The sequence below is a fragment of the Caulobacter sp. GW821-FHT10A06 genome (assembly GCF_059415805.1).
Genome location: NZ_JBWKNY010000003.1, coordinates 749,194 through 773,365, shown reverse-complemented (window position 1 = coordinate 773,365; position 24,172 = coordinate 749,194). Strand labels below are relative to the sequence as shown.

Sequence of the window (24,172 nt, the reverse complement as noted above, 5' to 3'; positions counted from 1 at the left end):
GGGGGGGAAGTAGCCGGAGCCAGGACTTGTTCCCCCTCCGGCGCTTCGCGCCACCTCCCCCGCTAGGGGGAGGATCTGGCAGCCGTCAGGCCCCCTTAATCTCCACCTTCGAAATCCGCGCCCCAAACCCCTTCCCCAACGGCGCCGCGACCACCAGCCCCAGCTCCACGCGCTCCCCCATCGGCAGATACCCATACCGATCCACCACCCACTCGCCCGCGCCCAGCGCATGCGAGCACACCAGCGTCTGCCCCTTCCGCACCAACCGCACCCGCACACCCCGAGCCGACGCGATCTCCGCCGCCGTCCCGTCCGACCAGTCGCGCGTGAACACGCTGGCCACGTGCGGCTTGCCGCTCAGCCACTCCACGCCGTGTTTCATCCAGGTCTTCTCGTCGAGGCGCAGCATCAGGCCGGTCTGGTCGGCGTCGGCGGCGTAGTCGCCGTCCAGCACGGCGGTCATCTCGAAGTCGCCCGTCTGGCGGCGGAAGAAGAAGTGGCCGCTGTCGACCTCCGGCCCGCCGGCCGTCTTGCGCCAGAAGTCCGAGCCCGGCTCGGCCGCGCAAGCCAGGGTCCCGTCCGTCCACGACCAGGTCTTGGGGGCGTTCAGCCAGCGCCAGTCCTCGGCGGCGAAGGCGGCGCCTGGCACGGCCAGGGCGGCGGCGGCCAGCAGCAGGGATCGGCGGTCGGTCTTGAGGGTCATCAAACGGCTCCGGACAAATCGAGGCCGTCCCAGCTATTGGCATTCCAGCGTTCGGTAAAGCGCAGTGGTCTTATCTTCTCGCTCTGGTGGAGCGCTGCTCCACGCCCCTCCCCTTCCCCCGCAACTCGCTGTAGTCAGGGTCCCCAGGACGAGGATCGACCGCATGAGCGAGAACGCCGGAACCGGCATGGCCGACAAGCTGGCCGGGGTGCTGATCACCGCCGGCCTCGTAGGCTGCGGCTTCGCGGGGCTGGCCCTGGTCCAGACCTGGTTCGAACAGCGCGACACCGCCATCCTGCGCACCATTCCCGACGTGCTGGTGACCTGGCGCGAGGGCGGCGACGCCTTCCTGCCGATGATGCTGATCGCCATCGCCCCGCTGATCCTGCTGCCCGGCGCCTTCGGCCTCAGCCGAGGCATGCCGCCCATCACCCGCCGCGCCCGCTGGATCCTGGTCGCCGCCACCGCCGCCTGCGTCGCCACCGGCGTCGCCTGGGGCGGCATCGCCGGCCGCCAGGAAGTCGGCGTCGCCACCCCGTTCGGCGCGGCCTGGCTCTATGACGGCAAGGCCCGCGAGCACTGGTCCTGGGGCACGGCGACCAGCGTCGGCATCGGCTGCACCAACCAGAAGGACGAGACCACCGGCAAGGTCGAGCCGAAACTCAACTACGACGTGGCGTTCCCGAGCGGCCGCGAGGCGAACCTGGCGCGCGAGACGGGGGACATGAAGACCCTGACGGCGAGGCTGGCGGTGATCGACGCGACGCTGCGCGCGCGGGGAGCACCGAGGTTCGTCAGCACGGACGCCGGGTGCGTGGCGTACTACGGGCGGGGACTGGCGGCGGAGGATGTGGTGAGGTTGCGGGGGGTGTTGGGGCGGTGAATCAACGCCTAGAAGCTAAATTACTCATTTCATTTTGAATATTGGGTGATCAGGCGTTGGCTCAAGAGTGTAGCTGCCATTCGGATTCCCCCGATATGTGTAAGGTACCTTCAGCTCTTTGAGCCGGTGATTAACCCAATCATCCGGTAGTGGGTTTGTTCCTGCTATCATCTCATTGGAGATACCGTCCCTCCCTCCGATGTATTCCACACGAAGACGATCGACGGTACGATTGGCATCATTGGCGAGTGCAACGCTAACGCGATCTCGTTCTAATTTTTTGGCTTCTTCCGCCGCGCTAGCTCGTGCTGCAGCTTCCTGCGCCCTACGCTCTCGAAGATCGGCTAACTGTTCCCGCGCCAATATTTCTGCAGTCGATTCAACTTTCTCCCCCTCGCTTACGCGATCGTCCTCTAACGGCTTTGCTGCCGCCGGTGCCAATACACGTGCGCCTAAAGCGGGCCTAGACGAAAGCTGCCATTGAACGCCAGCGGCCACCATCGCCAACCCGATTGCAACTGAGATAGCTGGACCAAGTCTCAGAGATGGGATGAAAGGCATAACGACCAAAGAGAGAGCGACGACGATTCCAGCTACTGAAACTGGATGTGGCACCGAAGGAAATCGCCAGCGAATAGCCAGTGATAGAAGGGCCAGGCCACAGCCCGCAGCAGATATCGTTGTAGTGCTCATAGAGTGAAGCTTGCCACGGCAACGTTAGCCCTGGAAGCGGACTCGATACGTTGGACGGGCGCTTACTTGTACTCTGTATAACCATGCCCGACCTCCCAGGTCGGTGCCCGCCTTACATCTCTCGAAGGCTGCAGCGTGCTGACCTGAACGGGTTGGTCAAGGACCGCCCTCCGGGCGGCCGCCGCGCGGCGGCGCTGCGCGCCCAACCCGTTCAGGTCAGCGATCGTCTCGCCGTGAGATGAAAGGATGGCCCCCTTCTCGCGGAGAAGGTGTATCAGACACCCAAACCCGCAGAACCCGAGCCCACGTGACCGAGGAAAGTCCGGAACAGATCATCACCACGAAGCTGATCGGGATGGTCCTGGCCTTTCTCCTGGCCTTCGGCGCCCTGGCCTTCGGCTGGGGCGATGCCTCCGTCGAGCCGCGCATGGCCGGGTTCGCCGAGGACTTCCCCGGCATGATCACCTGGTGGCGCGAGGACGTCGGCGTCCTGATGGGCTTCGGCGTCGCGCTCGTCATGGCTCCGATCGCGGTCGTTCCCGGCGCCTTCGGCGTGCAGTGGCGCCAACTCATGCCCAAGCTCAGCAGACGCTGGCGAACCGTGCTGGTGCTGGGCCTCGCGGCGGCGATATGCGCGAACGGGATCGCCTATCGCCTGCTTGGCGGGCGCGACATCGGCGTCGCCACGATCGATCGCGCCGAATGGCTCCGCAACGGCGCGCCGTTCAAGGGATGGCGCTGGGCGCAGGCGACCAAGGTCGAAGGCGGTTGCGTCACAAGCCGCCGTCGCTCCCGATCTGACCCGAGCTACAATGTCGACTACCTCGTCCGCTTTCCGGATGGACGCGAGGCCAGACTGGCCTTCCGCGCGGACGATATGGCTATCTGGGCCAACAGCATCCAAGCCATCGACGAGCAGCTCCGTGCGGCGGGCGTAAAGCGGCTCATGGTGTCCGACGCCGAGTGCCTGACGCACTATCGCGAGATCCTGTTCGAGCAGGACATGGCAACGTTCGAGCATGTTGTCGGACCGGCCATCTAGTCTTCTCCCGCCGAGCCGGAAGCCCTAGCTTTGGGGCATGACCGCCCTCCTCCACCCCGCCACCGACGCCGAGATCCTCGCGACCTTCGACGTCATGCACCACCTGCGCCCTGCCCTCACCCGCGAGACCTATGTCGCGCGCATCCGGCAGCTGATGGCCTCGGACGGCTTCCGGCTCACCGCCGTCGTCGAGGACGGCGCGGTGCGGGCCGTGGCCGGGTGGCGGGTCCTGGACATGCTGTATTGCGGCAAGTTCCTGAGCGTCGACGACCTGGTCTCGGACCCGGACACGCGCTCCAAGGGTCACGGCAAGGCGCTGCTGGACTGGCTGAAGGACGAGGCGCGGCGGCAGGGGTGCGGGCATCTGGAGCTGATCTCCAACGTCGTCCGCGAACGCGCCCACGCCTTCTATTTCCGCGAGGGGCTGGCGGTGGATGCGTTCCATTTCCGGGTCAAGGTCTAGCGTGCAGCGCTTCCTCGATCGACTGACCGGCCGTCGCCCCGCGCCCGCCGCCACGTCCGCTGATTGGCGCTGCCCCACCTGCGGCCAGGCCCATCACGACCTGCCCGCCGCCAGCTCAGAAGGTCCGCTGGCCTGGGAGATCGCCTCCGACGCCGAACGAGCGGCCGACTTCGAGCTGACCAGCGACTTCTGCGTCTGGAAGCTGGAGCACTTCTTCATCCGCGCCTGCCTGGAGGTCCCCTGCATCGACCGCGACGGCGAGGTGCTGCATTTCGGCGTCTGGACGTCGCTGAGCCGCGAGCGTTTCCAGCGCTATCACGAGGCCTTCGAGACCCAGCCCGCGATCGCGCCGCCGACGATGTTCGGCTGGTTCTCCAACAGCCTGCCCGGCTATCCCGAGACGCTGAACCTCAAGTGCAACATCCATCCCCGCACCGGCGGGCTGCGACCGATGATCGAACTCCAGGCCTGCGACCACCTGCTGTACCGCCAGCAGCACGATGGCCTGACCTTCGCCGACATCACGGCCTATCTGCACAAGCATCTGGGCCTCTGAGCGCCTAGCTCACCATCCCCGCCAGCCGCTGGCGGATCAGGTCCTCGGCCTCGGCCACGATGCGGTCGACCAGCTCGCGCACCGTCGGCACGTCGTGGATCAGCCCCTGGACCATGCCGGCGCTCCAGATGCCGTGGTCCGTGTCGCCCGTCTCGAGCCCCTCGCGGCCCCGCACGCCCTTCACCAGGTCGGCGACATCCTCGAACTTGGCGCCGCCGGCCCGCTCGATGGCCACCACCTGTTGGCTGACGGCGTTGCGGGCGACGCGGGCGGTGTTGTGCAGGGTGCGGAAGATCAGGTCGGTGGCGCGCTCGTCATTGGCGACCATCTGTTGCTTGAAGTTCTCGTGGATCGGGGCCTCGACCGTGGCGCAGAAACGCGTGCCCATGTTGACGCCGTCGGCGCCCAGGGCCAGGGCCGCGACCAGGCCGCGGGCGTCGCCGAAGCCGCCCGAGGCGATCATCGGGATCTTCACCTTCTGGGCGGCGACCGGGATCAGGATCAGGCCGGGAATGTCGTCCTCGCCCGGATGGCCGGCGCACTCGAAGCCGTCGATCGAGATGGCGTCGACGCCCATCCGCTCGGCGCTGAGCGCATGGCGGACGGCGGTGCACTTGTGGATCACCTTGACCCCGTGGGCCTTGAGGTCGTCGACATGCTCCTGCGGCTTGTAGCCGGCGGTCTCGACGATCTTGATCCCGCTCTCGATGATCGCCGCGCGGTACTCGGCATAGGGCGGCGGCTTCATGGCCGGCAGGATGGTCAGGTTCACGCCGAACGGCTTGTCGGTCATCTCACGGCAGCGGGCGATCTCTTTGCTGAGCGCCTCGGGCGTGGGCTGGGTCAGGGCGGTCAGGAAGCCCAGCGCCCCGGCATTGGCGACGGCGCTGACCAGCTCGGCCTTGCCGACCCACTGCATGCCGCCCTGGGCGATCGGGTGCTCGACGCCGAACAGCTCGGTGAAACGGGTCTTGATGGCCATGGCGCGGCGCCTCCCTCTGGTTTTGAGGGACTATGCGGAAGTCGCCCTAGCGGCAGGCAAGCCCTATCGCGGCCGGCGCGGACGGGCCATGCGCTCCAGTTCGTCGGCGCGGCCCTGCGTCCAGTCGAGGATGCAGGCCTGGGCCTCGATGCCGCCCTGACGGCCATACTCGGCCTCGTCCAGATAGGCCCGGCACTCGGCGTCACGGTCCTTGATCCAGGCGCGCTGGGCGTTGCGCAGGAGGATCTTCTCGCGAGACGTCTTCAGACGCCCCATCGCCGCCTGGTAGGCGCGGTTCAGGCGGACGTCCTGCTTGTCGGCATAGTCGGCGACGCAGCTCATGATCTCGATGGTCGGGCCGCCGGCGCGGTCACAGCGTTCCATCGGCGAGAGCGGGCGCTGGCCCTGAGCCTGGACGGCGGGCGCGGCCAGAAGCACCGTCGCGACGGCAAGGACACGGATCATGGATGGAGCTCCCCCTCAGGAAGCGCCACCCTAGCGCGTCATTGCTGGCCTTGGAACGCGTCCAGTTCGTCGGCGCGCTCGGCGGTGCGGTCGAGCACGCAGCTGTTGGCCTCGATGCGGCTCAGCGTACCCCAGGCCTCGTCGTAGCGGCTGGCGCAGTCGGCGTCGCGGAAGGCGATCCAGGCGCGCTGGGCCTTGGTCAGGGCCGCCTTCTGGCGCGGCAGGGTCATGCGCTTCTGCGCGGCTTGGTAGCTGCGGTTGAGGCGGGCGTCCTGGATCTTCAGCTCGACGCCGATGCAGTCGATCATGCCGGCGGTGCTCTGGCCCGAGGGCGCGGCCAGGCACTTCTGATAGGCCGGGGTGAACTTGGGTTCGGCGTGGGCGGCGGCGGGGATCAAGAGCAGGGCGGCGGCGAAGAGACGGATCATGCAAGGCTCCAGCAGGCCGGGGCCCTTCGCCGCCGACGCTGTTTAATGGCTCGAAACGCCCAGACGGTTCCAGAGGTTGATCTGGGCGACGATCACCGTCAGGGCGCTGGCCTGCTGGTCGGTCCAGTGCTCGCGCAGCTCACCGCGCAGGGCGGCGAAGCCCTCGGGCTGGGGCAGCTTGGTCAGGGCCTCGGCCCAGGCCAGGGCGGCCTTTTCGGCGGCGGTGAAGTCCTCGACGTGGCGCCAGACGACCAGGCGATCCAGGCGGGCGTTGGTCTCGCCGTCCTCGCGGGCCTCGTGGCTGTGCATCTTCACGCAGTAGGCGCAGTCGTTCAGCTGCGAGACGCGCAGATAGATCAGGTGCTTCAAGGCCGACGGAATGCCGGCGGCGCGCACCGCCATCTCGGCGGCGAGGAAGGCCTTGTAGACCTCGGGAACGTTCTGGTCGTGGCGGAAGGCGGCGGTGTCGCCCATGGTCGTAAGCTCCGTTCGGGGCCTGGGAGCGGCCCTTCGAGAGCTAAGACGAGGCAGTACCGGCGGACGTGACATCCGCCGGTCAAAAAACCTTACTGCAGGCCCGCGCGACCGATGGCGTAGAAGCGCTCGGCGCGTTGCTTCTTCAGCTCGGCCGCGCTCATCGACGCCATGGCCTTCAGCTCGTCCTCGACCGCGTCGCCAACGGCCGCGATGGCCGTCTCGGTGTCGGAATGGGCGCCGCCGGCGGGCTCTTCGATGATGCGGTCGACGATGCCCAGCTTGATCAGGTCCTGGGCGGTGATGCGCATGTTGGTCGCCGCGTCCTTGGCCCGGGCGCCGTCGCGCCACAGGATCGAGGCCGCGCCTTCCGGCGAGATCACCGAATAGATCGAGTGTTCCAGGATCAGCACGCGGTTGGCGCCGGCCAGGGCGATGGCCCCGCCGCTGCCGCCTTCGCCGACGATGGTGGCGACCATCGGGACTTCCAGCGTGAGGCAGCGCTCGGTCGAGCGGGCGATAGCCTCGGCCTGGCCGCGCTCCTCGGCGCCGAGGCCAGGATACGCGCCGGCGGTGTCGACGAAGGTGATGACCGGCAGGCTGAAGCGCTCGGCCATGTCCATAAGACGGACGGCCTTACGGTAGCCTTCCGGGCGGGCCATGCCGAAGTTGTGCTTCAGGCGCGTGGTGGTGTCGTGACCCTTCTCGTGGCCCATGACCACGACGGGCTGGCCACGGAAACGGCCAAGGCCCCCGACGATGGCCTGGTCGTCGGCGAACTTGCGGTCGCCGCGCAGCTCGACGAACTCGTCGATCAGGCCTGCGACATAATCGCGCAGATGGGGCCGCTGGGGGTGCCGGGCGACCATGGTCTTCTGCCAGGCGTCCAGATTGGCGTAGGCCTCCTTGCGGAGTTCCTGGGCGCGGTCACGCAGGGCCTGGATCTCGGTGTCGAACGAGCCTGGTCCAGCCGTCTCGGAGAGCCGGGACAGCTCTTCGATTTTGCTTTCCAGGTCAGCGATTGGGCGTTCGAAATCGAGATAATGGGCGGCCATGGACTCTTAAACGTCGCCGTTGATGAAAGGGTGCGAACCTAGTGGCGGAATCCCCCGAGGGAAAGGGGCGAGATTCTGGCCGGGAACCGTCATGAATCAGCCGGGTTTTATCCACAGGCTCGAAGGTGCGGTTCACAGGTGAGTCTCGAATCGAGACTCTCTCCTCTGGTGAATCGCGACAAAGAGTCCTACGTTCTTATGTAGCAGGTCGCGGAAGACGACCTGCGCCCCTGCGGCCCCGCCATCGAATGTGCGCGGACCCGCCTGATGAGAGCGCACAGTTCCCATGCAGGTGTTTACCTTTTTCTGTGTCGAGTCTGACGGCTCGGTCCCGCGTTTTGACGTCACGCCCTGCGCTGACGACTCTGCGGCGCGCGCGAGAGCTTACGAGTTGCTGGACATGCATCATCGCTGTGACTTCGTGGAAGTCTGGCGCGGGTCGCAACGCGTGTTCGACGTCGCGCCCCTGGTTCTCGCTGCTTAAGTAATTTCAAGGCGCGATGAATTATTGCGCCGCAACTTGAGCGGTTATAGCGTCTGCGTCCGGATGGGGCCCAAAACGGGCTCCGCTTTCCGGAAAGCCGCCGCCCCATGGACACCGTCCTCACCGCGCCGCTCATCCCGCCCGCTCCCAAGATCCATCCGCGCCCCTTGGGCGTCACGCCGCTGGGACAGCTGCGCGTGGCCCTGGAGATGGGCCGCAGCCTGATCGGGGCCTATTGCGAAGAGGACTATGAGAGCCTCGCCGCGCCCTACATGTTCATGGGCCAGCCGGGCCTGTTCCTGAACGACCCAGCCAGCGTGCGCCGGGTGCTGAGTTCGCCCAAATACGCCCGTCCGGTGAAGGCCGCCCGCTCGCTCAAGCCCCTGGTCGGCGAGGGCGTGCTGATGTCCGAGGGCGAGACCTGGCGACGCCAGCGCAAGAGCCTGGCCCCCGTCTTCACCCCCGCCGCGACCGGCGGCCTGCTGCCCCACTTCGTCGCCGCCGGCGAAGGCCTGACGCAGGCGTTGGCGGGACGAGATCGCGCCAACCTGGCTCAAGCCTTCCACCACGCGACCCTGGACGCGGTGCTGCGCGCCCTGTTCTCGCGCCGCGCCGACGCGGAAGGCGCGATCCTGGCGGACCTGGCTCGCCGCTACATGGAGGGGCCGGCGCACTTCAACCTCTTCGACTTCGTGGCCAAGGGCGCCGACGACCTGACCTTCCTGGACGGCGAGCGGCGGCGGATGGGCGCGCGCTGGTTCAGGGCGGTGGACGCCCTGATCGAGGAGCGGCGGCGGAACCCGCATCCGGAAGTCCTCGACATGCTGGACCGGCTGCTGGCCGCCCGCGACGAGGACGATCGCCCCCTGCCCGACCAGGAAATCCGCGACCAGTGCAGCTCGATGCTGGCCGCCGGCTTCGAGACCACCTCGCGCCTGCTGTTCTGGGCCGCCTATCTGCTGGCTCTGGATCCGGCGACGCAGGCGCGGGTCCGGGCCGAGGTCCAGGCGTTCCCCGCCGAGCGGGTCGCCAGCCTGGACGACCTGAAGGCCTGGCCGCTGCTGCGCTCGGTGCTGTTCGAGACCCTGCGGCTCTATCCCTCCGCCCCGATGATCGCCCGCCAGGCCCTGGAGGCCGATGAGGTGCTGGACTGCCCGGTCGTCCCCGGCTGCATGATCACCATCAGCCCGTGGGTCATGCACCGGCACCGCAAGCTGTGGGACGCCCCCACCGCCTTCCGGCCCGAGCGCTTCCTCGACCAGGCCCATCCGTGGGGTCTGGAGGCCTTCATCCCGTTCGGCGCGGGCCCCCGCGTCTGCATCGGGGCCGGCTTCGCCATGGCCGAGGCGCAGATCGTGCTGGCCAGCCTGCTAGAGCGGTTCGAGATCGCGATGGCTAGCGACCGGCCGGTCATTCCCCGCGCCTCGATCACCCTGGGGCCGGATCATGAACCGGACTTCCGTCTGACGCCGATCGTGCAAGCGCGAGTGTGAGGGTTGCGGTAGGAAGGGCGCGCCTACCCTTCTCGAGGATGCTCCCATGACCGAAGCCGCCGTCACCCGCCCGTTCGCCACCGCCACCGACACCGGCACGGGCGTCCTGCAGACCTTCGTCACGGCCGGCCCCTCGACCATCGTCGCCGACGTCTCGGTCGCCCACGGCGGCCTCGACCTGGGTCCCGACCCGCACGAGCTGGTCTGCGCCGGCCTGGCCGCCTGCACCAGCCAGACCCTGCGCCTCTACGCTAACCGCAAGAACTGGGAGGTCACGGCCATGCATGTCGAGGTCTTCCACCACTTCGACGCCGACCAGACCCCGCACGACCGCTTCGAGCGCGTGCTGACCATCGAGGGCAACCTCAACGAGGAGCAGATGGAGCGCCTGTTCGAGATCGCCGACCGCTGCCCGATCCACAAGCTGCTGACGAGCGGGGCGCGGGTGGTAACGACGGTGGGGGGCGCCGACTAGGCCTGCTCGGCCTGGCGTCGCAGCACGCCCGAGAAGGTCAGGATGGCTAGCGAGGTCAGGATCCAGCCGCAGATCCCGTACAGCGCCTTGCCCCACCGCCACAGCTCGACCTCGGCGAAGGCCGAGCGCCAGGTCCAGTTCAGACCGGGGACAGGGATGTCGACGCCCGGCCCCAACCTGGCGCCCGGAGCCTCGCCGACCTCGCACTTGGATTCCTGGCGCAGGTCGATCAGCGGGATGAACAGGTCGATGGCGTAGATCGGCGGATTGATCTGGTCGCCGCAGGGGACGGCCTTAGGCGGGTCCGCCGGGATTGAGACCTGGCCGACCACCGCGACGCTCTGAGCGTCGACGACCAGGGCGCCACGATGGTTGGCAAAGGCCACCAGGCCAGCGCCGAGCAAGAGGGCGGCGATCATCGTGAACATGGCCCGTGTCGCTGACAGGCCGTAGTCAAAGAACGCCCAGAAAGACCAGGACAGCGGCCTTACCCACCAGCGCGAGACTATTTTGCGCTCAATTGTACGGCGCAAGCTAAGGATTTTGCGGGCATCCGTCTCATGGCCTTGAGCAGAAAGGCGGCGAGCCAGGTGCAGGTAAGGCTGGGGATGGTATTCGCCAATCGTCTGCGGCAATGCTGGTCGTGATCGCCAGTTCCCATCCTCTATTTTGACCGGCGAGAACATCCATGAAAGCCAATGTGCGCGCGATCTCCAGCACCCATCAACAACCTCAAGTCGATCGTAGCTAAAGCCATCAAGCTCTATATTACTTGCTCCTTTATATCCACTCGATGAATCTCTCAACGTTACGCACTTTAAATCTCTAAGCGATAAAATACCTTCGAAGTTATTGTTATAGAATAGAAAATGGGACCCAACGATCATATTTGATAGGATCAAATCATAGATATCATCCGCCTCAGAGGCGTCATGATTTTCCTTTTCGATATGACTTATATTCCACCCAAAAACCTCGAGCGCCCCATCAACCCTAGAGCCGCTAAACGCGGCAGTGCCCCTCGAATAAATTCTTCTACTAGCGAGGCAATCATTCTCAATATGAACCGCCTCCATAGAAATGGCATCTCCACCGGCACCGTCTATGTAAACACCGTTTCCGATTTCAAGATTACCGGATATTACAGATGCACTAGATTTTATCCCGCCATAGCAGTAGAAGTTTTCAGATATTGTGAATGCGTTACTTACACGGATACTGTCAGCCGAGATCGCGATGTGCGGCAATCCCTGACAAGAAAAATCCGACATCTCAAACATGTCGTTGAATTGAACACCGGTGAAGATCAGTCTTCCTTGCGCTCGAAATCCACCCCGAAGAAGAACTGGCCCTTCGAAGCAGGCCCCCTCGGAATTAAGGGCAATATTTCGGCCATTGGCGATAAGCCTCGCATCAAATGCGTATAGTCCCCCTTCTATTTTCGCATGAGCGGAGTGGACGCCTCCCTCGATCTCGGCCCTATCCAAGTAGACGGCTGCGCCCAGACGCGCACCCCCAAGATCTAGAGCATACCAGCCGCTATGCCTCGCCCTCATACAACTCCCTTGCACGTCGAAGACGCCACCTATGCAAGCAGACTCGAAATCTACCCAACAAAGTGAAGCAGTATCGTCGGGCCACGGCGCTCCTAGGATTAACGAGTCCTCCTGATCACTCTCAGCCTTCTCTTCGACAGCCACCGCCTTATCTGGCGGCGCACCAATCGCCTCGCGAAGCTTGGCCCGCCATTTTGGGCCATCGATCTCAAAGGTCTGGGATCGCCAAGCGCCCGTAGGGCTAATACCCTTCAGCTTCACTCCGCCTTCGATTGTGCAATGGCGAGCCAATAGGCCGGATAGGTGAGACCCCTCCAGCGACAGCCCTATAAGACGAGCGCCATCGAGATTGATCGATACTCCAGCTTCACTAGTATCGAACCAGCAGTTTTCCAGAGCCAGCCTGGGTAGCCCCTGCCCGCCGTCGCCTACGCAATCGGACAGGTCCAACAGACCCTTGACCCTGGCACCTCGAATCCGAACTCCCGGCGGCGCGACGAAGAAGGCGCCGCCACCCGGCGCCTCGGCAGCCAGGGGGCTGTAGGACACGAAGCGGCCGGCGATCTCCTTGTGAACCGAACTGGCGTGGTGGAGACCCAGCATCATCGCGCGGATGAAGCTGGCCTCGACCTCACGTTCGGCTTCCGGCAGCTTGCTAAGGTCCGCCCACTCACCTGCCGCGCAGGCCGCCACGATCCGGGCGTGCGTGTTGCTGATCGTCATGTCCCGTCCCCCTCGGGACGAAACTTAGCCATAAGCGACGCGGGCGAGTCGACCCTGGATTTTAGAGGCGGTAGAGGCTCGCGTATTCAGGGTCCTTGCCCGCGATCTGCCGGGCGCAGTCGACCATCACCTTGGCCTGTTTCCAGGTCGCGTCGTCCTGCATCTTGCCGTCGATCATGGCCACGCCCGTGCCGTCGGGCATGGCTTCCAGGATCCGTTTGGCGAAGGCGACCTCGGCGGGGTCCGGGCTGAACACCCGCTTGGCGATGGCGATCTGGCTGGGGTGCAGGCTCCAGGCGCCGGCGCAGCCCATCAGGAAGGCGTTGCGGAACTGCTGTTCGCAGGCGATCGGGTCGTCGATCGCCCCGAACGGACCGTAGAACGGCTTGATGCCGTGGGCGGCGCAGGCGTCGACCATCTTGGCGAAGGTGTAGTGCCAGAGGTCCTGCTGCACCGAAGCGCGCGGCGATCCGTCCGCATGCGGATCTTCTATGACGCGGTAGCCGGGATGCCCCCCGCCGACCCGCGTGGTCTTCATCGCCCGGCTGGCCGCCAGGTCCGCCGGGCCCAGCGAAATCCCCTGCATGCGCGGGCTGGCCGCCGCGATGGCCTCGACGTTCATCACGCCCTCGGCCGTCTCCAGGATGGCGTGCAGCAGGATCGGCCGGGTGACGCCGTGCTTGGCCTCCAGCGAGGCCAGGAGCTGGTCCATGTAGAAGATGTCCCACGGCCCCTCGACCTTGGGGACCATGATCACGTCGATCTTGTCGCCGGCCTTCTCGACGATGGTGGCGACCTCATCCAGGTGCCAGGGCGAATTCAGGCAGTTGATCCGCGTCCAGAAGCCGACGCCCAGGGCCTTGAAGTCGACCTCGCGCGACATCGCCACCAGCCCGGCCAGGGCCGCGCCCTTGGCGTCGGCGGGGATGGCGTCTTCCAGGTTGGCCAGGATGACGTCGACGGTCGGGGCGATCTCGGGGACCTTGGCGCGCACCTTGTCCAGGTGCGGCGGCACGAAGTGGATCATCCGCTCCACGCGGGCCGGCAGCTCTCGGTAGGGTTCGGGCGCGCCGATGGCCAGAGGCTTGAAAAACCCGCGCGGCGTCTTCATCGCCTACTCCCCGATTGTTCTTTATTCGACGCGCGACGGTCGCCGAAACCGGCATCCACTTTCGGCTGTCGCGCTACCGTTTCGCAGTTGCGAGAACCATGCGGCGACGCGGAAGGACCGTCAAGGTTATCGCCGTTAAGTCTTCGCCGGCGGCGGCTTGGCGACGGGCGGTGGCATCTCGTCGGGATCCTCGCGCTCCAGATCCAGGGCCGCGTCGTTGCTGGAGCCGGGCTTGACGGCCTTGGCGGCCTTGCGGCGACGGGCGGCGGGCTCCAGGCGCAGGCTGGTCAGGGCGTCCTCGCCCTCCTCGCCGAACAGGCCGCGCAGACGCACGTCGCGCTGCGGGTACGGGATCTCGATGCCGGCCCCGCGCAGGGCGTCGTCGATCAGCCAGGTATAGGCCGCGAAGATCGCCGCCGGGCGGCGCACGGCCTCGACGGTCGGCCAGACCACCAGCTCGAACTTCAGGCTGCTGTCGCCATAGCCGACCAGCCAGACCTGGGCCCGGCGGGTGGCGTCGTCGGGCGAGGTATAGGGCGCGGCCTTGGCGGCCTTGAGCACCGCCTCGCGCACCTTCTCCTTGTCGGCCCCGAAGGCGGTGACGAACGGCACGCGCAGGCGGCGGTTGGTGTTGCGCAGGGTCCAGTTGATGACCTGGTCGTTCACCAGCACCGAGTTGGGGACGATGATGTCGGTGCTGTCATTGGTGCGGATGCGGGTGGCGCGCGGGCCGATCTCGTGCACCACGCCCCGGCCGCCATTGGGCAGTTCGACGAAGTCGCCCACCGCCACCAGCCGCTCGAACACCAGGCTGACCCCGGACGCGAAGTCCTTGATGATGCCCTGCAGGCCCAGGCCGACGCCGACGCCCAGGGCGCCGGCGAAGACGGTCAGCGAGGTCAGGTCGACGCCCATGGTCGACAGGCCCGCGATCACGCCGATGAGCACTAGGCCGTAGGTCGCGACCTTCTCGACGATATACAGCGAGGCGGCGCTGCCGGCGGCCTTCTCGCGCAGCTTGCGCAGGCCCGCCGAGGTCAGCCGCGCGGCGATGATCGCCACCACCACGATCAGGATGCCGGCGGCCAGCCCGCCGACGGTCACCGACGCCTTGCCCAGCTTCAGGAGTTCGAAGGAATCGAGCGTGCGAAGCGGGTTGGTTTCCATGAAGCGGAGTGTGTTCGGATCACACGCAAAGGATCAAGACCTCCCCAATGTGCGTTACCCGACACTTCAACAATTGTATTTCGTGCGCCATGCTCGCGCCTATAGCGTTCACGACGAGTTCCGACTCAATCAGTTAGCGAGCTTTTTTGGAGGCCAGCATGCTCAGACAGCCTAGGGGGCTGGCAGGGCGGAAGAAGCTGCAAGCGATCATCGACGCGGCCAGCCGCATCGTGCTCGCCGAAGGCCTCGACCCGGCCAAGATGAGCGCCATCGCCACGGAGGCCGGCGTCTCCACCGCGACCGTCTACGCCTATTTTCCCAGCAAGGACGATCTGTTCCGCGCGGTCGTCGAGAAGGTGGCCGGCAATATCGAGGTCGAGCTGCTGGAGGCGCTGCATGCGCCCGACGGCGATCCGATCGAGAAGCTGGCCCTGGCGATCATGGGTCGGCTGAACGATCCGGACCTGCGCGCCCTGTTCCGCATCATGGGCAAGCAGGGTCGCAGGTTCCCCGAGGCCCTGGCGTTCTTCGACACCCATACGCGGCTGAAGGCCCACCAGTCGGCCGTCGCCCTGTTCGAGCGGCTGGCCAACGAAGGCCGCTTCACCCACGGCGTGGCCGAGATGGCCTCGCGCCAGCTGCTGGGCATGCTGGAACACGAGACCCTGATCCTGGGCACCTTCAGCGGCACGGACGATCCAGGACCCCGCGATGCGGCGGAGATCGCCCGCGAGGCGGTGAAGACGCTACGCGCTAGGTTCGGACGAGACGGCGAGGCGCTCTAGGCGGCCATCGCGTGGCCGCCCAGCACCGGCTGCAGGGCCAGCATGGCCTGGGTGCGGTTGTGGACGCCCAGCTTGCGGAAGATCCCCGTCAGGTGGGCCTTGATCGCGGCTTCCGAGACGTTGAAGTCGGCGGCCACCTGCTTGTTCAGTCGGCCGTCGGCGACGCTCATCAGCACCTTCATCTGGGTGGCGGTCAGCGAGTTCAGGCGCTTGCGCATGGCGGCGATCTCCTGGTCGGCCGATACCGCGCCGTTCAGCGACGGGAACGACCGCGCCCCGGCGGCGGCGGCTTGCAGCACCGCCAGCAGCTCGTCGATCTGGGCGGACTTGTGGACATAGCCGGCCGCGCCCAGGGCGTTGCTGGAGCTGATCACCTGGTCGTCGCGGCGCGCGGTGTAGACCACCACCGGCGCGTCCGGCAGGCGACGCTGCACCGCGACCAGGGCGCCCAGGCCCGTGGCGTCGGGCAGGGCCGGCTCCAGGATCACCAGGCCGACATTGCCCGCGCGACAGGCCGCGTCGACCCCGGCCAGGTCCCCGGCCTCGACGATGCTGGCCTTGGGCCAGGCCGTCTCTAGCAGACGGACGATGGCCGCGCGCATCAGCGGTTGGCTCTCGACGACCAATACTCTTTTCATCTCCATGCCCCCAGTCGGCAACTGCAAGGCGAGCATGGGCCGGATGCGCGACCACAGACAAAGTACAATATGTCGCATAGGCGCGCGAAAGCCTGACTATTCGCACGCCTCGCGCCATAATTTCTCTTTTTAATTCATATGGATAGTAGATAACGTCACTATATGGCCATCATTGGCAGTCGCGACGGGATGTCGCAAAAGTGGTACTGACGGTTTTAGTTTTCTCTCGCGCGAATGGCCTGCAAACGATCTCAACGCACGTAGTTGAAGGCGATGGCAGGCGTCACCGAGGCCGTGGTGTTGCGGCCGGCCGGGATGATCCGAGCGCCGACGATCACGCCGACGCGGCTGTTGAAATTGTACTCGACGGCCGGCGCCAGGATCAGCGCCTTGCTGACCGGATAGCGCCGCTCGAAGTGCGAGCCCGCCAGCATGCCCGTCACCTTGGTCGAGGCGTCGCGCTGCCAGCCCAGGTCCATGGCCGCCACCCAGTTACGGGTGATGCTGTACTCGAAGGCCAGGTCGACCAGGAAGCTGTCGCCCGGCTGGGCCTTGCCCGCGAAGCCCTTGGGCGTGCCATAGACGCTGCTGCCCCGCACCCGCGTGTTGTCCGAGCGGGTGTATTGGGCGTTCAGGCGGGTGCGGACGATGCGACCGTTCGGGGCCCACCATATGTACTGCGAATTGACGCCGACGGTCGTGGCGTAGGCTCCGCTGCCGAAGCCGTCATTGGGCCGGTCGTCCAGCTTGTCGTGGCGACCGATCGGCAGGTTCTCCTGCAGCATGATCGAGACGGTCGGGACGTGGCGGCCCTCCTCGAACTTCAGCAGCCGGAACTGGGCCTGGGCGGTCAGGTCGCCGATGCCCAGCCCCTGGCTCCAGCGCCCGCCCGCGCGCTTGTAGCCCAGGTGCGGGATGAAGCCCGCCGTCAGGGTGTCGGTGACGCCGTACAGCATGTAGGCCGACGAACCGATGCTGTCGGCGTTCGGAGCGCTCTTGCGCTTGCCGCTGGCGTCGAAGCTGCCGTACGGCTTGGCGTCGTACAGATAGGGCTCGAACAGGATGTGGCCCTTGGGCAGGGTCGAGGCGCCCGAGGCCAAGAGCGGCCCGGTCCACCAGGCGTCGTCCAGGCTCTGGCGCTGCGGGGCGTCGATGGTGGCGAAGGCGGGCGTGGCAGCTACGCAGGCGGCGGCCGCGATCACGGCGGCGCGAATGGTCGAGTACATGGATCCTCCCCGGAAAGACGTCATTGCGCCTTAGGCCGCCTTCCGACGTCACTCCGCCCGAAACTTGCGGATGGACGACCGGATTCTGTCAGCAGCCTGCAGATGGGAGGCAGGATTTGTCGGCGTCAGGCGCCAATCCCCGGGGTTTCCGGGGCGCCAATCGTCAGTCGCCAATCTTCAATCAGGCGTGAAGATGCCTTGAAGGCCGACGATCATGGCGATGACCCCGAACACGGCCAGGAGCAGGCCGGGACCGCTGGACCCGCTGGCCGGCAGGTTGCGCCCGGCCCGCAGGCGATCCCACAGCAGCAGGACCCCGACGACGACGCCCACGACCTCGAAGTGGAAGACCTTGGGTCCGCTGGTCAGGTGCACGATCAGGAAATAGCCGCCGCACACCAGCGCCGCGACGCCGACGATCCAGCGGAAGGGGGCCAGGCGGTCGGCGAACCGGCCAAGGTCGTCGCCGGCGCGGGGGAGCAACGTCAGCAGGCCGATGGCCAGCAGGAAGCCGCCCAGGATGTTGCAGAGGTCGAGGATCAGTTCGAGCATGACCGGGAAATGCGGAGCCGGCCGAAAAGATGCTCCCCCGCGATGCGGGGGAGCTGTCGCGGAGCGACTGAGGGGGCGAGCTCGGCCTAGTCAGCACGAGCCCCCTCCGGCCCTCTGGCCCCCCCCCCCCCGCAACGCGGGGGAGGATCTAAGTCTCCCCTACCGCCCCACCATCGCCAACCCGGCCGGCGCATAACGCTCGCCCTCGATCGCCGTCTCCGGCACCGCCGCGGCGATGGCGGCCAGATCCTCGGGCGTCAGCACGACATCGACCGCGCCGATGTTCTCCTCCAGCCGCGCCAGCTTGGTGGTGCCGGGGATCGGGGCGATGTCGGTTCCCTGGGTCAGGATCCAGGCCAGGGCCAGCTGGGCCGGGGTGATGCCCTTGGCGGCGGCGATGGCGGTCAGGGCCTCGACCAGCGACAGGTTCTTGGCGAAGGCCTCGCCCTGGAAGCGCGGCAGGCCGCGGCGGAAGTCGTCCTGGGCCACCGGGGCGTCCTTGAAGGCCCCGGTCAGGAAACCGCGGCCCAGCGGGCTGTAGGGCACCAGGCCGATGCCCAGCTCGCGCAGGGTCGGGATGATCTCGGCCTCCAGCTCGCGGAACCACAGCGAGTATTCGCTCTGCAGGGCCGCGACGGGCTGGACGGCGTGGGCCTTGCGGATAGTGGCGGCGCCGGCTTCCGAGAGGCCGAAGTGCTTGACCTTGCCCTCGGCGATCAGGTCCTTGACCGCGCCGGCCACATCCTCGATCGGCACGTTCGGGTCGACGCGGTGCTGGTAGAAGAGGTCGATGACTTCGATGCCCAGGCGCTTGAGCGAGGCTTCGGCGACCTCGCGGATGTGCTCGGGACGGCTGTTGACGCCGCGCATGCGCGTGAAGCCCTCGCCCGTGCCTTCAGGGGCGATGTCGAAGCCGAACTTGGTGGCGATCACGACCTTGTCGCGGAAGGGCTTTAGGCCCGCGCCGACCAGCTCCTCGTTCAGATAGGGGCCATAGACCTCTGCGGTGTCGAAGAAGGTCACGCCCCGCTCGACGGCCTGGGCCAGCAGCTTGTGGGCGTCGGCCGTGTCCAGCGCCGTGCCGTAGACCTGGCCCATGCCCATGCAGCCGAGGCCGATGGCCGACACTTCCAGGCCGTCGCCGAGTTTGCGCGTCTTCATGGGGATGCTCCTTCTATGGGGTGACGACGAAGATGGGCTCGACACGCGTGAGCGTAAGGCGCCGCGCGCCGATGTGGAGGATCAGGCAATCTTCGCGGCGCAACGGCCAATCTTTTCTTCAAGCGCATGTCGGAACGCCGGCGCCGCCCACGTCCTTGGATCAACATTGGAGGAAGACCCATGCCCAAGATCACCCCGTTCCTGTGGTTCGACAACCAGGCCGAGGACGCCGCCAAGCTGTACGTCTCGCTGTTCCCGAATTCGAAGATCACCAGCGTCGACTACTATCCCGGCGAGGCGCCCGGCGGCGGCAAGCCCGGCAAGGTGATGACCGTGGCTTTCGAGATCGACGGCCAGAAGGTCACCGCGCTCAACGCCGGACCGACCTTCAAGCTCAGCGAGGCCTTCTCGTTCGTCATCGACTGCGACGGCCAGGCCGAGGTCGACCACTACTGGAACGCCCTCACCGCCGACGGTGGGCAGGAGAGCCAGTGCGGCTGGCTGAAGGACCGCTTCGGCCTGTCGTGGCAGGTCACGCCGCGCCAGTTGATCGAGGCCACCACCGGTCCCGACCGCGCCGGCGCCGGCCGCGCCTTCCAGGCCATGATGGGCATGAAGAAGATCGACGTCGCGGCGATCCAGGCGGCTTATGAGGGGCGCTGAACCAGCCGCTTGCTGACCGGCAGCGCCAGGGCCAGGCTGCTGCCGCGTTCGGCCTCCTCCCAGCGGATCGCCCCGCCGATCGCCTCGGCGCGGCTGAGCTGGTTGGCCAGGCCGCGCCCTCCCGACGGCAGGCCGGCCGGTTCGAAGCCCCGGCCGTCGTCCTGCACGCGCACCAGCACCTGGTCGCCCTCGGCCCGCACCGAGACCGTCAGGGTCTTCGCGCCGCTGTGCTTGAGCACGTTGGCGATGGCCTCCTGCATGATCCGCAGGATGTGCAGGGCGTGGCGCTGGTCCAGCCACTCCAGCGGCGGGACCTCGCCGGCGTCCCAGACCAGCTTGACGCCGGCCGCCTCCAGGCGCGGCTGCAGGCGGAACCGCAGGGTGGCCAGCAGCAGCAGCAGGTCGGTCTCGACCGGCTCCATGGAGTCGATGGTCAGCTTCAGGTCGTCGATGCAGCCGCGCAGGATGCTGACGGTGTCGAGCTCGGCCGCCTTGCCGCCCTCGAAGGCCCGCAGGGCGCCGACCAGGGTCGAGCCCAGGCCGTCGTGCATGTCCTGCATCAGCCGCTGGCGTTCCTGGTGCAGCAGCTCGCGGCGCTCGACCTCGCGCAGCTTGGCGTGGCTGGCGGTCAGCTCGGCCTCGCGCTGGGCCAGGCGCTGGGCCAGGTCGGCCTTGGCCCGGGTCGCCGTCTCCAGCGCCTCGATGTAGCGGCCGAACATGATGTACCAGAACAGCAGGGTGAACCCGACGCCCGTGAAGTTGCTGACGAACACGCTCTCGATGCTGATCAGGTTCTGCTGCAGGCCCAGGTCGTAGATGCCCGACAGCACGGTGATCAGGCACCAGATCGACAGCAGCATGGCGTCGCGCGACTTGAACCGGACAGACTGGAGCACGCCGTTGGCGGCCACGATCACGCCCAGCACCAGCAGGTTGGCGTAGACGGGCGCCGACATCAGGGTGGGATCGATCAGGCCCGGCAGGGTGGCGATGGTCAACACGATGCTGACCAGTAGGGCCGCGCCAGTCAGTATGGGCTGGCGCTTGCCGTGCAGCTCGGCCACGAACAGATGCAGCACCACGATCATCCAGTAGGGCGAGACGACGGTGATCCAGCCGAACCAGGCGTCTGACATGATCAGCGGATGCACGCCGACGAAGGTATGCAGCATCCGCAGGAAGACGACGGCCGAGGTCAGGAAATACAGCAGATAAATCGGCTCGTTGCGCCGGGTCAGCCAGACGAAGAAGGCGAACACCCCCGTCGCCAGGAAGGCGAAGGACGAGAACGAGGTCAGCTGCACCTGCAGGATCTCGCGGATCGTGTAGCGCGGGGCCAGCTGGCGATAGGTCCCGATCCAGACCGACGAGAACGCCCCGCCGATGCCGCGCACATGCTGCATCCGAATGTCCAGCGTCCGGGGCGGATGTGAGACGTCGGTGCGCGGGACCTTGATCAGCAAGGGCTCATTGGAGCCGTTCCATTGCAGGTTGGCGTGCGACTGGTGGATCAGATGGCCGTCGGCATAGACCGCCAGCGAGCCGTCCGACTTCCAGCGCGGGATGTAGAGATAGAGCTGGCGGCCGTCGTCCGGCAGCGGCGGGACGCTCAGCGAGTACCAGGTGACGCGGGTGGCGATCTTCTGCGGCGAGGTCTCGGCCGTGGGCGCGAACACCGGTGGCGGCGCATGCGGCATGGTCACGGCCTGGCCGCTGGCCTGGAGCGTCTTCGGGCTGGCCGCCGGCGGCAGCTGATAGCCGGTCGTGTCGATCGTGGTCATCCGCGCGGCGGTCAGGCGATGACCGCCGGACCGCGACTCGACAACGAAGGCCACGCCCAGGACGACCAGCCCCGCCAGGACCCAGGCCACCCACGGAAACCAGCGGTAGTCGGTGAGCTTGGCCCTAGAGGAGGCCATAGGCGCGGGCCTCGAACACCGCCTCGGTCTTCGAGCGCACCTCCAGCTTGGCGTAGATCCGGCGCACGAAGGTCAGCACCGTGTTGCGCGACACGCCCATCAGCTCGGCGATCTCCTCGAACGAGAAGCCGCGGGTGATCAGCTGCAGCGTCTCCTTCTCGCGCTCGGACAGGCTGGGAATGCCCGACTTCTCGGCCGCCTCGGCGTCGACGGCGCCCTCCTCGGCGGGCTTCTCGTCGGGGCGGAAGCGCATCAGCACCTGGCGGGCGATGCGCGGGCTGATCGGGCTGCCACCGGCGTGCAGGACGCGGATGTCCTCGGCGATGGTCGGCAGCGGGCTGTCCTTGAGCAGGTAGCCGCTGGCCCCGGCCTCGATCGAGGCGATGACGTGGCGCTCGTCGGCGAAGGTGGTGGCGACCATGATGGCGCAGCCCGGCCAGCGGCCGTGGGCCTCGCCGATGATGTCGACGCCCGAGCCATCCGGCAGACCCAGATCCACGACCAAGACGTCGCAGGGCGCCTCGCCCAGCATGGCGCGCGCCTCGGCGGCGGTGGCGGCGACGCCGACCATCGACAGGTCCGGGGCGGCGGCCAGGGCGTTGCGAAACGCCTGCTGGAACGCGGCGTCGTCCTCGACCAGGGCGACCTTCAGCGGCGTCGTCGACGCAGCTTCCATGCTCATTCGGCTTTCCTCGTTCTCCCGGACCGATCCTGGAGACAAAACCCTTGTAACAAAAGGCGTTCTCGAACTCTCGTCTCACGACGTCATCACATCTTGCGACACCCCGGACATTGCTCCGAGCGCCTTCTGTCGGCAACTAGACTGTGTCGAAAGGCCGGTGAGCAACGGCGGCCTTCGAAGGGCTCGCGCGGTGGGGCGCATAAAGGACGGAGGCGTCGTAGCCCGTACGACGTCTCCGCTCCGGCTCGATCCCGTCTTGCGAGGCGGGCGGCATGTCGCCGCCGATCCGGCGACATGCCGCTAGCGCCGCGAGGCCTGGTCCTCGGCCATGACCGGCGCGGTGTAGTCGCCCGCCGGCGCCGGCTCGCTGCGGTCCAGTTGCGCCAGGCTGATCGCATGCCCGCCGGCGGACACGAAGACCTTGGCCTTCGCCCGGGTCAGGCCCTCGGCGCTGGTCGCGGCCAGGCGGATCTCTCGCAGATAGACCGGCCCTGTCGTCGCCAGCGCGGCGTGCCACGTGCAGGTCAGGTCGTCGCACGACATCCGGAAGACGACGCAGGCGCCCTCCGCGCAGGTCTGGCGCAAGGCCTTGGCGGGGACGGTGTTGAGGAAGTCGTTGGACACGACCAGGATCCGCACGCCCAGGCGCTTGACCGCCTGCTCATCGGCGCGGATCGGCTGGCCGGCCGTATCCACCTTGCGGAACATGCCGGTGGTCTCGGCCGCCGGGGCGTAGTCGCGGGCGACGCAGAACGGCGCGGCGTCACAGATCAGGTCCAGCATGGGCTGCCTCCAATCCACCCAAGGTAGATCAGCTTCGCCTAGGCTTCCAGCTTCATCAGGCTGCCCGGCGGCATGTCGCGACGGATCTGCTGGTCCAGGTCCTCGGTCATCGTCTCGAGGTCCTTGAGGTTCTCCTCGGCCGCCTTGACCTCGTCCGAGCGCTCGAACTTGCCCGGCTGGGTCAGGATGCCCTTGGTCTTGGCCGTGGTCAGGTCGTCCTTCAGGGCGTTGGCGATGCTGCGCACGCTCTTGATGAAGTCCATGTCGCCGCTGGCCTCGGCCTTGGCCTGGTCCTCCAGGTCCTTGCGGGCCGACAGCTGCTGGTCGGGCGTGAGCGAGGCGTCCGGCGCGGCGGCGAAGTCGGCCTTGAACATCTCGCCGCTGTCTTTGGCGGCCTTGGCGTAGTCCTTCACCGCGCCCTGCAGCTCCTTGGCCGCGGCGGCCAGGGTCTTGGCCATCATCTTGGGGTCGTTGGCGTACAGCTTCTTGAGCAGCTTCAGCTTTTCCATCAGCTTCTGCAGCTTCTCGCGGGCCCGGCCCTTGGCGTCGCCGATGGCGTTGCGGCGATCGTTGCGCTGGCTGGCCTTCAGGCGATCCAGCGCCTCGGCCTCGGGGCTCTTGGCCACCGGCTCGTCCTTCGCCGCCACGGGCGTCACGCCCATCGCCTTGCCATAGGTCGCCAGGACCATCGGTCCCGCCTGCCCCGCCGCCGTCATCATGGCTTCTGCCCCACCGGCCTTCTGGCCTGATCGTGGGGCAGACTAGTCCAGTCAGGTTAAGCTAGGCCTTCTTCACGAACTCGGTGCGCAGAACCAGGCCCTTCACCTTGTCGACATTGGCCTCGATCTCGTCGGGGTCGCCGGTCAGGCGGATCTTCTTCACGACCGTGCCGCGCTTGAGGGTCACGCCGCCCGAGCCCTTGACCTTCAGGTCCTTGATCAGGGTGACGGTGTCGCCGTCGGCCAGCAGGGTTCCGTTGGAGTCGCGGGTTTCTTCGCTCATCGGTCTTC

28 protein-coding genes are annotated in these 24,172 nt (G+C 66.8%); 9 read left to right on the top strand and 19 right to left on the bottom strand.

Features of this window, described 5'->3' with window-relative positions; translation table 11 throughout:
* Positions 1-85: 85 nt before the first annotated feature.
* Positions 86-703, bottom strand: a complete 618-nt coding sequence (locus AC07NF_RS11390) for a DUF1349 domain-containing protein (RefSeq protein ID WP_494631712.1) — start codon at positions 701-703, stop codon at positions 86-88.
* Between the two features lie 163 nt (positions 704-866).
* On the opposite strand from AC07NF_RS11390, the gene AC07NF_RS11385 reads away from it, so the two are divergent.
* Complete coding sequence (locus tag AC07NF_RS11385; protein ID WP_494631713.1) at positions 867-1,586, top strand: hypothetical protein; 720 nt, start codon at positions 867-869, stop codon at positions 1,584-1,586.
* Positions 1,587-1,610: 24 nt separating this feature from the next.
* Here AC07NF_RS11385 and AC07NF_RS11380 read toward each other — a convergent pair whose 3' ends face one another.
* Positions 1,611-2,087 (bottom strand): hypothetical protein, encoded by a 477-nt coding sequence (locus AC07NF_RS11380; RefSeq protein ID WP_494631714.1) that lies wholly within the window; start codon positions 2,085-2,087, stop codon positions 1,611-1,613.
* A 499-nt stretch (positions 2,088-2,586) separates the two neighbouring features.
* On the opposite strand from AC07NF_RS11380, the gene AC07NF_RS11375 reads away from it, so the two are divergent.
* The 3 genes from AC07NF_RS11375 to AC07NF_RS11365 are packed head-to-tail and all read left to right on the top strand — an operon-like array spanning position 2,587 to position 4,340.
* On the top strand, positions 2,587-3,321 hold the full coding sequence (locus tag AC07NF_RS11375) for a hypothetical protein (protein ID WP_494631715.1): 735 nt from the start codon (positions 2,587-2,589) through the stop codon (positions 3,319-3,321).
* Between the two features lie 37 nt (positions 3,322-3,358).
* Positions 3,359-3,784, top strand: a complete 426-nt coding sequence (locus AC07NF_RS11370) for a GNAT family N-acetyltransferase (RefSeq protein ID WP_494631716.1) — start codon at positions 3,359-3,361, stop codon at positions 3,782-3,784.
* A 1-nt stretch (position 3,785) separates the two neighbouring features.
* Positions 3,786-4,340 (top strand): DUF2199 domain-containing protein, encoded by a 555-nt coding sequence (locus AC07NF_RS11365; protein ID WP_494631717.1) that lies wholly within the window; start codon positions 3,786-3,788, stop codon positions 4,338-4,340.
* 4 nt (positions 4,341-4,344) lie between these two features.
* Here AC07NF_RS11365 and AC07NF_RS11360 read toward each other — a convergent pair whose 3' ends face one another.
* From AC07NF_RS11360 to AC07NF_RS11340, 5 genes are all read right to left on the bottom strand, one after another.
* Positions 4,345-5,322: an NAD(P)H-dependent flavin oxidoreductase gene (locus AC07NF_RS11360; protein ID WP_494631718.1), complete on the bottom strand. Its 978-nt coding sequence runs from the start codon at positions 5,320-5,322 to the stop codon at positions 4,345-4,347.
* Between the two features lie 63 nt (positions 5,323-5,385).
* The gene (locus tag AC07NF_RS11355) at positions 5,386-5,787 is read right to left on the bottom strand and encodes a lysozyme inhibitor LprI family protein (protein WP_494631719.1); all 402 of its coding nucleotides are present in this window, start codon (positions 5,785-5,787) and stop codon (positions 5,386-5,388) included.
* 38 nt (positions 5,788-5,825) lie between these two features.
* Positions 5,826-6,215 carry a lysozyme inhibitor LprI family protein gene (locus AC07NF_RS11350; RefSeq protein WP_494631720.1) on the bottom strand — a complete coding sequence of 130 codons (390 nt, stop codon included), beginning with the start codon at positions 6,213-6,215 and terminating at the stop codon, positions 5,826-5,828.
* A 42-nt stretch (positions 6,216-6,257) separates the two neighbouring features.
* A complete protein-coding gene (locus AC07NF_RS11345; RefSeq protein WP_492814703.1) occupies positions 6,258-6,689 on the bottom strand; it encodes a carboxymuconolactone decarboxylase family protein in 432 nt (143 codons plus the stop codon).
* A 92-nt stretch (positions 6,690-6,781) separates the two neighbouring features.
* A complete protein-coding gene (locus tag AC07NF_RS11340) occupies positions 6,782-7,744 on the bottom strand; it encodes an acetyl-CoA carboxylase carboxyltransferase subunit alpha (protein ID WP_492814701.1) in 963 nt (320 codons plus the stop codon).
* A 286-nt stretch (positions 7,745-8,030) separates the two neighbouring features.
* Here AC07NF_RS11340 and AC07NF_RS11335 point away from each other — a divergent pair, with 286 nt between their 5' ends.
* The 3 genes from AC07NF_RS11335 to AC07NF_RS11325 all read left to right on the top strand — a co-directional run bounded on the left by AC07NF_RS11335 (position 8,031) and on the right by AC07NF_RS11325 (position 10,196).
* Positions 8,031-8,228, top strand: a complete 198-nt coding sequence (locus AC07NF_RS11335) for a hypothetical protein (protein WP_494631721.1) — start codon at positions 8,031-8,033, stop codon at positions 8,226-8,228.
* 107 nt (positions 8,229-8,335) lie between these two features.
* Positions 8,336-9,721, top strand: a complete 1,386-nt coding sequence (locus tag AC07NF_RS11330; protein WP_494631722.1) for a cytochrome P450 — start codon at positions 8,336-8,338, stop codon at positions 9,719-9,721.
* A gap of 46 nt (positions 9,722-9,767) precedes the next feature.
* Positions 9,768-10,196 carry an OsmC family protein gene (locus tag AC07NF_RS11325; RefSeq protein WP_494631723.1) on the top strand — a complete coding sequence of 143 codons (429 nt, stop codon included), beginning with the start codon at positions 9,768-9,770 and terminating at the stop codon, positions 10,194-10,196.
* Here AC07NF_RS11325 and AC07NF_RS11320 read toward each other — a convergent pair.
* From AC07NF_RS11320 to AC07NF_RS11310, 3 genes are all read right to left on the bottom strand, one after another.
* Complete coding sequence (locus tag AC07NF_RS11320) at positions 10,193-12,475, bottom strand: hypothetical protein (protein WP_494631724.1); 2,283 nt, start codon at positions 12,473-12,475, stop codon at positions 10,193-10,195. The two genes, AC07NF_RS11325 and AC07NF_RS11320, sit on opposite strands and share 4 nt — an antisense overlap.
* A gap of 61 nt (positions 12,476-12,536) precedes the next feature.
* Positions 12,537-13,586: an HpcH/HpaI aldolase/citrate lyase family protein gene (locus AC07NF_RS11315; RefSeq protein ID WP_494631725.1), complete on the bottom strand. Its 1,050-nt coding sequence runs from the start codon at positions 13,584-13,586 to the stop codon at positions 12,537-12,539.
* Between the two features lie 135 nt (positions 13,587-13,721).
* Positions 13,722-14,753 carry a mechanosensitive ion channel family protein gene (locus tag AC07NF_RS11310; RefSeq protein WP_494631726.1) on the bottom strand — a complete coding sequence of 344 codons (1,032 nt, stop codon included), beginning with the start codon at positions 14,751-14,753 and terminating at the stop codon, positions 13,722-13,724.
* Positions 14,754-14,911: 158 nt separating this feature from the next.
* On the opposite strand from AC07NF_RS11310, the gene AC07NF_RS11305 reads away from it, so the two are divergent.
* Entirely contained in the window at positions 14,912-15,538 is a 627-nt protein-coding gene (locus AC07NF_RS11305) for a TetR/AcrR family transcriptional regulator (protein WP_494631727.1), read from the top strand.
* Here AC07NF_RS11305 and AC07NF_RS11300 read toward each other — a convergent pair.
* The 4 genes from AC07NF_RS11300 to AC07NF_RS11285 all read right to left on the bottom strand — a co-directional run bounded on the left by AC07NF_RS11300 (position 15,535) and on the right by AC07NF_RS11285 (position 19,115).
* Entirely contained in the window at positions 15,535-16,176 is a 642-nt protein-coding gene (locus AC07NF_RS11300; RefSeq protein WP_494631728.1) for a response regulator transcription factor, read from the bottom strand. The two genes, AC07NF_RS11305 and AC07NF_RS11300, sit on opposite strands and share 4 nt — an antisense overlap.
* Before the next feature lie 251 nt (positions 16,177-16,427).
* Complete coding sequence (locus AC07NF_RS11295) at positions 16,428-17,402, bottom strand: transporter family protein (RefSeq protein WP_494631729.1); 975 nt, start codon at positions 17,400-17,402, stop codon at positions 16,428-16,430.
* Positions 17,403-17,579: 177 nt separating this feature from the next.
* A complete protein-coding gene (locus AC07NF_RS11290; protein ID WP_494631730.1) occupies positions 17,580-17,954 on the bottom strand; it encodes a hypothetical protein in 375 nt (124 codons plus the stop codon).
* 159 nt (positions 17,955-18,113) lie between these two features.
* Complete coding sequence (locus tag AC07NF_RS11285; protein ID WP_494631731.1) at positions 18,114-19,115, bottom strand: aldo/keto reductase; 1,002 nt, start codon at positions 19,113-19,115, stop codon at positions 18,114-18,116.
* Positions 19,116-19,295: 180 nt separating this feature from the next.
* Between AC07NF_RS11285 and AC07NF_RS11280 the strand changes: the two genes are divergently transcribed.
* Positions 19,296-19,778, top strand: a complete 483-nt coding sequence (locus AC07NF_RS11280) for a VOC family protein (protein WP_494631732.1) — start codon at positions 19,296-19,298, stop codon at positions 19,776-19,778.
* Here the strand turns inward: AC07NF_RS11280 and AC07NF_RS11275 are convergent.
* The 5 genes from AC07NF_RS11275 to AC07NF_RS11255 form a co-directional block, all read right to left on the bottom strand.
* Positions 19,763-21,697, bottom strand: coding sequence for a sensor histidine kinase (locus tag AC07NF_RS11275; protein WP_494631733.1), 1,935 nt, complete (start codon positions 21,695-21,697; stop codon positions 19,763-19,765). The two genes, AC07NF_RS11280 and AC07NF_RS11275, sit on opposite strands and share 16 nt — an antisense overlap.
* Positions 21,684-22,379 carry a response regulator gene (locus tag AC07NF_RS11270; RefSeq protein ID WP_492814681.1) on the bottom strand — a complete coding sequence of 232 codons (696 nt, stop codon included), beginning with the start codon at positions 22,377-22,379 and terminating at the stop codon, positions 21,684-21,686. Before AC07NF_RS11270 ends, AC07NF_RS11275 begins: the two co-directional genes overlap by 14 nt.
* Positions 22,380-22,679: 300 nt before the next feature.
* Positions 22,680-23,162, bottom strand: coding sequence for a hypothetical protein (locus tag AC07NF_RS11265; protein ID WP_494631734.1), 483 nt, complete (start codon positions 23,160-23,162; stop codon positions 22,680-22,682).
* Between the two features lie 38 nt (positions 23,163-23,200).
* On the bottom strand, positions 23,201-23,881 hold the full coding sequence (locus AC07NF_RS11260) for a hypothetical protein (RefSeq protein ID WP_494631735.1): 681 nt from the start codon (positions 23,879-23,881) through the stop codon (positions 23,201-23,203).
* Between the two features lie 61 nt (positions 23,882-23,942).
* Positions 23,943-24,164: an alkylphosphonate utilization protein gene (locus AC07NF_RS11255; RefSeq protein WP_291871567.1), complete on the bottom strand. Its 222-nt coding sequence runs from the start codon at positions 24,162-24,164 to the stop codon at positions 23,943-23,945.
* Positions 24,165-24,172 lie beyond the last annotated feature (8 nt).